Annotated in this window: 2 protein-coding genes and 1 pseudogene; all 3 read left to right on the top strand. The window is 72.2% G+C overall.

Going from position 1 to position 1,372, the window contains the following annotated elements:
* Positions 1–325: PspA/IM30 family protein (locus tag I5G_RS17805; RefSeq protein ID WP_022880273.1), on the top strand; the 325-nt coding region annotated here is incomplete at its 5' end.
* Between the two features lie 62 nt (positions 326–387).
* Positions 388–1,200 (top strand): arginase family protein, encoded by an 813-nt coding sequence (locus I5G_RS17800; RefSeq protein ID WP_022880272.1) that lies wholly within the window; start codon positions 388–390, stop codon positions 1,198–1,200.
* Positions 1,197–1,372 (top strand): annotated as a pseudogene (locus I5G_RS26615) (Fe-S oxidoreductase); the annotation flags it as partial. The gene I5G_RS17800 and the pseudogene I5G_RS26615, both read left to right, overlap by 4 nt.

The raw sequence follows: 1,372 nt of genomic DNA, 5'->3' as shown, positions 1-1,372 counted from the left end.
GACGAAGCTCGAGCAGCTGAAGTCGAAGCGCAGCGAGCTCCTCGCCCGCGCCAAGGTCGCCGAGGCCCAGAACAAGGTCCACGACGCGGTGAAGTCGATCGACGTCCTCGACCCGACGAGCGAACTCGGGCGTTTCGAGGACAAGATCCGCCGCGAGGAGGCCCTCGCGGCGGGCAAGCAGGAACTGGCCGCGTCGAGCATCGACGCGCAGTTCAACGCCCTCGAGGACGTGGGCGAGCTCACCGAGGTCGAGGCGCGTCTGGCCGCACTGAAGACCGGCGGCCCGCAGCGCGCCGCGATCGACGCTCCCAGCACCGACATCTGATCACCCCGGGAGCGCACCGCCGTCCGGCGGTGCGCTCCTCCCTTCCTTCTGACAGGCAGGCCATGACGCGTTTCGTGATCGCCCCGCAGTGGCAGGGCTCGTCGTCCTCGCGTGCGATGCAGCTGATCGACGGGGCCGAAGCCATCGCCGGCGACCTGCCGCGCGCCTCGACGACCTTCTTGGAGGCCCCGCGGGAGGCCGGAGATTCCCAGGGCAGTGGCATCCACCGCCTGAGCGCCGTCGTGCGCATGCGCGATCGCATCGAGGAGGCCGTCCGCGCGGGCTCCGAACCCGTCGTGACGATCGGGGGCGACTGCGGAGTCGCACTGGGTGCGGTCTCCGCGATCGCCGGCGACGACCTCGCCGTCGTGTGGATCGACGCGCATCCCGACCTCAACGTCGCCGAGTCCTCCCCCAGTGGCGCCTTCACCGGAATGGTGCTGCGCAGCATCCTTGGGGAGGGAGAGCCGGTCGTCCGCCTCGCCCCGGGCATCGACCCGAGCCGCGTCGTGCTCGCCGGGACCCGAGCCTGGGATGCCGAGGAAGAGCGGTTCGTGCAGGAGCACGGCATCCGCACGGTCGGCGTGACAGATCTCGGCGACCCCGAGGCTCTCTCCGAGGCCGTCGCCGCGACGGGCGCCTCCCGCGTCTTCGTCCACATCGACCTCGACGTCCTGGATCCGTCGGAGATCACGGGCGTCGCGAGCCCCGTGCCCTTCGGTGTCACGGCGGCCGAGATCGTGGCATCCGTCCGCCGTCTTCGCGAGCGCGTGCCTCTCGCCGGCGCCACGATCACGGAGTTCTTCCCGTCGTCGCCCGCCGCCGCGGTCGACGACCTCGGCACGATCCTCCGGCTGATCGGCGCGCTCGCGTGAGCCCGATCCCCCGTCCGCCCGCCGGGTGGCGCGAGCGCGCCGACCGCGCCGTCGCCCGAGGCCGCCGCTTCGACCGCGTGATCCCCTCGGTGCTGCTGGACTCCCCCGTCAGCCGCGTCGGGTTCTGGTACGGCCGCACGGTCGGCTGGGTCTGGGGCTCGGTGTGGAGCAC

The sequence above is a fragment of the Microbacterium sp. B19 genome (assembly GCF_000333395.1).
In the GTDB taxonomy this organism is placed as follows: domain Bacteria; phylum Actinomycetota; class Actinomycetes; order Actinomycetales; family Microbacteriaceae; genus Microbacterium.
Note: the sequence above shows the minus strand (reverse complement) of the source record. Positions and strands in the feature narration are given on the sequence as shown.